This is a genomic window from Nocardioides bruguierae (assembly GCF_023554635.1).
Classification (GTDB): Bacteria; Actinomycetota; Actinomycetes; order Propionibacteriales; family Nocardioidaceae; genus Nocardioides; species Nocardioides bruguierae.
The window spans coordinates 1-2,348 of the sequence record NZ_JAMJPH010000044.1 but is presented as its reverse complement, the minus strand read 5'-3'; the positions used below and the strand labels follow the sequence as shown (position 1 = coordinate 2,348).

The following is a 2,348-nucleotide window of genomic DNA, read 5'->3' as shown; positions in this document are numbered from 1 at the left end:
CAGCATCTGCCCCAGCGGCTGGGGTGCGCGCACCGCGACGGGGCGTCCGCCGCTCGTGCCGCGTGGCCCCTCGGCCGTCAGCACGGCGGCGGGGGGGGGGGGGGGGGGGGGGGCGGGGGGCCCCCCCCCCCCCCCCCCCCCCCCCCCCCCCCCGCGGGGGGGGGGGGGCCGCGCCCCCCCCCCCCCCCCCCCCCCCACGCCCGCAGCCGGACGGCGACAAACGCCACCCACCACGTGCACGGGTCTCGTGGCTCGGCCGTGGACGGCCTCGCACCTCGACCACCGAACTGCTCGACCGCCGCGGGGTGACAGCACGAGGCCCGGCCCACCCCGAGACGGTGGGCCGGGCCTCGCGGGTCCGGTGCTGCTCCTGGCGGGTCAGGCCGGGGTCAGCGTCAGCAGCGACATCGCCGGGTTGGGCAGCTCGAAGTCGACCGTCACGGCGCCGGTGGCGTCGGCGGTGACGGTGCGGGCGGGCTCGAGGTGCTCGAGGTGGTCGTGGGCGCGCAGCTCCGCCCACTGCGGCTCGGTCGGCCAGGCCTGGTCGGCGTCCTTCATCGCGCCCCAGCGGCCGGTGACGTCGGAGTGGTCGGCGTCGACGCGCTCGTGGGTGAGCGTGTAGGTGCCGCCGGGGGTCAGCCCGGTGACCGACACCGACACGTCGCGGGCCAGCTCGGCGCAGCCGGAGGCCTTGGTCTGGTCGAGGGTGAAGTTCCAGGCCAGGACACCGACGGTGCCGTCGTCCTCGCCCCCGACCGTGCGGGCGGAGACCGCCTCGACGAGCGACCCGCCGCCGTCGCCGCCGGCGACCAGCGGCAGGCGGGTGCCGCCGAGCCGCTCGAGCATGGCCAGCGCCCACCAGCGGGGCTTGCGGAGCTCGCCGACGGTGCGCAGGCCGAAGCCGCCGTGGGTCAGCTCCTGCGGGCGGCCGAGCTCCTCGAAGTGGTCGGAGACGACCCAGTAGGACAGCGCCTCGATCCGGTCCATCGCCGAGTACATGCCGGTGAGCAGGAACGTGCCGGCGAAGACGGCGTCGGAGACCTCGTTGAAGTGGGTGGGGGTCACGCCCCACTCGGTCCACCAGATCGGGGTGCCGGCCCTGTCGTAGCGCTCGAGCATCGGGCGGAAGTCCAGCGGCGGGCTGCCGTAGGTGTGGGTGGAGATGAAGTCCACCGGCGAGCCGGTGCGCTCCGCGTGGGCCAGCAGCTCCTCGACCCACCCGGCGGCGGCGGACGACGGCCCGCCGACCACGAGGCGGGGGTCGACGTCGCGCACCGCGGCCGCGGTGACGTCGTAGAGGCGCAGGTACTCCTCCGGCGTCCCGGACCAGAAGACCTCCAGGTTGGCCTCGTTCCAGACCTCGAAGCTCCACTCGGTCACGACCTCCTCGCCGTAGCGCTCGAGCAGGTGCGCGGTGAGGTCGCGGACGAGGGCGTACCAGCGGTCCCAGTCCTTCGGCGGGCTGATGATCGCCTCGTACTCGAAGACCGTCTTGGTGGGGTCGGAGGCCAGGTCGTGCGGCATGAAGCTGATCTCGACGCACGGCTTCAGGCCGAGGGAGAGGACGTGGTCGTAGACCCTGTCGACGCCGGTGAAGTCGTGCACCGGCCGCCCGTCGACCTCGCGGTAGACGGCGTTGTCGTCGCAGAGGATGCCGTGGGCGCGCACGGTGGCCACGCCCAGCTCGTCGTGGGCGGCCTTGAGCGCGGACGACAGCTCGGCACCGATGGACTGGCCGCCGGTGGTGTCGGTCAGCAGCGCGTGGGAGAGGTGCTCGGAGCCGATCATCGGGCGCCACGGCCGGGCCAGCGGACCGGCGTCGCCGCCGGCGTCCACCGTGATGGTCGTGGTCTCCGCGGGTGCCGCGAGCGGGGCGGCGGCCACGGCCTCGCTGCGGGGCCCCTCGACGTGGACGTCGGAGAGGCTGGCCACCGCGTAGTAGCGGGTGAGTCCCGGGGTGCCGGTGGTGTCGGTGTAGGGCGGGTGCGGCACGGCGAGCACGTCGCGACCGGCGTGGTCGAGCGCGCCCCACGGACCGTCGGGGCTGTCGGCGACGTGCACCTGGTAGCCGATCGCGCCGGGCACGGTCTCCCAGGTGAGGGTGACCTGGTGGCCGCCGGGCGTGGCCGCGAGGGCGGTGGGCGGGTCGAGCAGCGGGGCGTTGCCGCCGAACGCGGTGCCCGAGGCGGTGCCGATCCGGGCCTCCCAGTCGGCGCGGGCCTCCGGGGTGCCGTCGGTGCGGGTGGACCCGCTGGGGTTGTGCTGGTCCTGGTCGTGCTGGGTGCTGGTCATGGGGAGCTGCTCCTGTTCCGAGGAGGGTCAGGGGTGGCCGCCGAGTCGGCAGCAAC

The 2,348-nt window shown here is 75.4% G+C and carries 1 protein-coding gene; it reads right to left on the bottom strand.

The genetic code is table 11. The features are described 5' to 3' along the window. Positions 1-378: 378 nt before the first annotated feature. Complete coding sequence (locus M8316_RS20305; protein WP_250053065.1) at positions 379-2,292, bottom strand: GH39 family glycosyl hydrolase; 1,914 nt, start codon at positions 2,290-2,292, stop codon at positions 379-381. Between the last annotated feature and the right edge of the window lie 56 nt (positions 2,293-2,348).